General features: G+C 60.6%; 4 protein-coding genes. 3 read left to right on the plus strand and 1 reads right to left on the minus strand.

Annotated features, from left to right (window positions below; all coding sequences use genetic code 11):
- Positions 1 to 415, minus strand: a 415-nt coding sequence (locus O9255_RS14585) for a transposase zinc-binding domain-containing protein (RefSeq protein ID WP_297867599.1), incomplete at its 3' end; no start/stop codon positions are given.
- Positions 416 to 963: 548 nt separating this feature from the next.
- Between O9255_RS14585 and O9255_RS14590 the strand changes: the two genes are divergently transcribed.
- From O9255_RS14590 to O9255_RS14600, 3 genes are all read left to right on the plus strand, one after another.
- Entirely contained in the window at positions 964 to 1,248 is a 285-nt protein-coding gene (locus O9255_RS14590) for a LysM peptidoglycan-binding domain-containing protein (RefSeq protein WP_297867596.1), read from the plus strand.
- Between the two features lie 40 nt (positions 1,249 to 1,288).
- Positions 1,289 to 2,434 (plus strand): choice-of-anchor W domain-containing protein, encoded by a 1,146-nt coding sequence (locus O9255_RS14595; protein WP_297867597.1) that lies wholly within the window; start codon positions 1,289 to 1,291, stop codon positions 2,432 to 2,434.
- The coding region (locus tag O9255_RS14600) for a hypothetical protein (protein ID WP_297867598.1) at positions 2,424 to 3,835 on the plus strand (1,412 nt) is incomplete at its 3' end. The genes O9255_RS14595 and O9255_RS14600, both read left to right, overlap by 11 nt.

Below are 3,835 nucleotides of genomic sequence, written 5' to 3' on the forward strand. Positions count from 1 at the left end.
GCTCGACGCCCGCTTGGTCAGCAAGCCAGCCCGCGATCACGCGATGCACGAGCGCCAGCACCGGGCCGATGGCCTCAGGTTTGCTGGCGAACAGGAAGCGCAAGGGGTAAGGAAAACTCAGCACCCATTGCCTTACTGGGCGCGGGCCAAACACCTCTTCTACCAAGTGCCGCGCCGACTCGGCCATGCGCCGCGCGCCGCAACTCGGGCAAAAGCCGCGCTTCTTGCAGGAGAAGGCCACCAGCCTCTCCGCACGGCAGTGCTCGCACACCACCCGCAAGAAGCCGTGGTCGAGTACGCCGCAGCGCAGGTATTCCTCGAACTCCTCGCGTACGTAGGCTGGCAGCGAGCGGTCTTCCGCCTCAAGACGTGCGAGGAAGTCCGGGTAGTGCGCCTGCACCAGCGCGTACAGCAGCGTGCGTTCAGGAACATGGGGTGCGTAGCTCGGCGCGGCCGCGCGCGCTGTCGCTGCAGTGCCGACGGCGCGATGCGTTGCGCGTCCCTCCAGTGCGCTGAGGCACACCACGGAACGCTCCTGTGCATGAACGGCTGCACAGGGTTGCGCGCGGCCTCAGCGCCGCCCATCGGCGTTTCGCCCGCGCATGGGCAAGCCATCGGCTCGGCGCAGCGTAGGCAAACGCCTACCTGTTGCCGATGTACGCGGCGCTGCCTTCCAGCGGCAAGGCACGCATGCGAGGAACCCGATCCCCAGCCCCGCCCGGACCAGTTGCCACACCACCAGGGGATCGTCGGTCCTCACCGCAAAGCTCTCGCGCGTGGCCGGGATGCCACCCGCCGCGAATCCCCGCAGGATCACATCGCACCGCGCAGGTGACGCCGAAGCCGTAGTCACGCAGCACGACCTCGAGCGCGGTGGCCTGCAGCGCGATCGTTGACGGCGGGTTCGCCTGCCCACGGAGGGCGTGGCGCCGCGTTTGGCCGTTGAGTTCCGGACCGGCCCACTTGTCGTCCTGGTGTTCAAGACCGCTGTATCGCGCGAACTGCCTCGACGGGCCGCGCGCCGAGCGCGCCCTGGCCCTCGTGCAGGCACGACGCCCCGCCGTGCCCGACGCCGCCCGCGTCGCCACCGGCGGCCAGCGCTACACCGTCCGCAGCGGCGACACCCTGAGCGCGATCGCCCGCCGCCATGGCTGCACCGCCCAAGGCATCGCCCGCGCGAACGGCCTGCGGCCTCCCTATGCCCTGCGGCCCGGCCAGCGCCTCGATCTCCCGGCCTGCGGCGGTTGAGTAGAGTGGCGGGCATGGCCACGTCCCCCGCTGCCCGTCGATGATTGTGCTACGCCTGCTTGCGCTGCTCGTCGCTTTTTGTCAATATTGCCAAAACTCATCACGAGGAGGAGACATGAACCGTAGAATTTTGTTCTCATTTATTGCAGCAGCGCTGGGGTGTCTTGGCGCGGCGCCGTCCGATGCGGTTGCCAACGTCCTGACGTGTGCCGGGCCATTCACGGGTCTCGGCAAGCCCGCGCTCGAGATCCGCGGCGGCAGGCCTGGAGGGGCTGACTGGGAGTTTGGCCTTGGCACGGACTCGCAGAGCGCGACCATGTCCGTCAAGGGACAGCAGGTGTGGCAAAGCGCTGCGTGGCTGCCTTTCTCGTTGACGATCGACGCGCAAGGCAGCGCCGTCCTCACCTATGGCGGCAATACGCTTCGATACGCGGCCACGCAGGGTGGGAAGATTGACGTCGGAAACGCGGTGCGTGTCTACGTGAAGGCCTCCGGCACAACACCGGCGTCTTCGGTTGCGGTCCGGGTGACTCGCATCAATGATGTCAGTGGGTTGGACCTTCCCGTCAACACGTCCCCTACGTCGACGGTCTTCAACGACGGATCGCTCGCTCTTTCCGTCCCTGCACCAGGGACGAGCCTGCGGGTCGATGGCGAGGTTCAACTCAATTTCCAAGGCACTGTTCCCGCAGGTTCAAGGCTTGGCGTCACGCTGACCCTTGGCAACTGCACTGCCGGTAGCACCTGGGGATCGATACTTCAGGGGCTGGAGCAGGCAGGAAAGATCCCCACACTGGAGCGCTCCGATACGCTGACGGGCATCGACAACAATGACAACGGGGTTCGTGACGACATCGAAGCCTTTATTGCCGCGAATTACACAAGCACTGGACAACGCACAGCTGCCTTAGCGTCTGCGAAGCACCTACAGGAAGCCTTGCTGGCTGGGTCGATCGGAGACGTGGACGTGGCCGGGGCCATTTCCAAGGATCTCTCCCGTTCGCTGAATTGCCTTGTCAAGCACTTCCCTGGTCCGCCAACTACCAGGTCATTACAGCGCGTGGTGACCGAGCTTGAAGGCGTCACCGCCAACACGAGAAAGCGGACGGTGGCTTATCTCGATTTTAATGAATTGCTAGACGGCACCACCGGGCTCGCCCCGAAAGGAGAGTATTGTGAGTATTAATAAATGGTTCCGAGACATCGCTAGCGCGACGGCGATCATGCTTTCCTGCATCAGCGTGTCGTGGGCGGATTCTCTCCTCGATTATCATGATCCTCTCCCCGATTATTGGCCGGTCTACGATTCTAAGTGCTCCCCCAGAGGAATTCACTTCGCTTTTTTCAACGGTGCCAACACCACGAAGTTCGCGGCCGAAGCAGGTATGGTTGTTTTGGAAGAACGGTTCGGAGAAAAGTATCCGCTAGAAGGCCCCGGAGATCCGATCGAATACGTGCTTTATTACAATAAAACCGAAGGCTTTAAGGACTTTATTGAGATATTTGAACAGCGCGCGAGCGAGGCCGATGCCGAATTGGCGAAACGCTGGGAGCTTTTTTGGGACTTTAACGCGAGTCCTGATTACACAGACGGCTGGATGGCAGAACTTATGGGGGCGTCTCCTACTTGGATGGCAACCAAGCTTGAGTTGGTTTTGCAGTCCTTGGTTGACTCTTTCGCATCGAATACGGGGGCTGTGCTGGCGGAGTTGTTTTTGGGGGACGGAACTGACCCTTTTGAGACCTACGAAGAGCACAGAAGGCAGCTTGATGCTGTATTGGTTGAAGGTAGGAAGGTGGTCTTTTTCGCTTACTCGCAGGGCAATAACTTTGTCCGAGGCGCCTACGATTACGCGATGGAATCGGGCCGTAAGCCGGACTCGGTGAAAGTCATTCATGTCGGGTCGTCATCGAAGATCAAAATCCCAGATTCCTATTGGGTCTTGAATCAGTATGATACTGTAATCGCTATTCTCAGCAAGCTTATTGAGTGGCCGGAAGCTCCCAATGTTGAGTATGATCCGTGGGGCCCGCTCGCCCTTCCGTCTCCTGACACCGGTAAATCTGATCCTACGGGGCATCAGCTTGTAGAGACCTACGTCAACACTGCATACCACCAGGCTTCGTTTCTGAGGATTAAGGTTTTCGATGCGTTCGCCACGGTGCAGCGCGGGCCCTACCGCGGTGTGCAATTTCATCAGGACGCTGCCGTGACTGCCGACGGTACTGCGGTTATCGGGGATGTTGGGTATATTAGCGCCCCTACGGATGGCGGTGAGATTGTCGCAGCCTATCTCTACGCTTCCAATCACTCGAACGCGCCGGCTTACGACGTCACCTTCAATGGTACGAAGCTCCTTACAAGTACAGCATGTAAACTTCGTTATCATCCAAAGGCTGGTATCACTACCTGGCGATGGGATGTCTCCGGTCTGGTTTCCGCGGGCGCGAACAGCTACAAGGAAAATCCCAACGATTCCTTCGACGGCGGGGCGCTTGTGGTCGTGTACAAAAGCGGTTACGTGAGCACCCTCGGCCAGACGGCGGTTATTATTGATAAGGGACTTGAAATTAAGCAACCGGGGAA

The sequence above is a fragment of the Silanimonas sp. genome, assembly GCF_027530345.1.
Classification (GTDB): Bacteria; Pseudomonadota; Gammaproteobacteria; order Xanthomonadales; family Xanthomonadaceae; genus Silanimonas.

What these genes read in the sequence shown, in the direction of transcription:
- O9255_RS14595 (WP_297867597.1), top strand. Translation starts at nt 1,289, where the DNA reads ATGATTGTGCTACGCCTGCTTGCGCTGCTCGTCGCTTTTTGTCAATAT.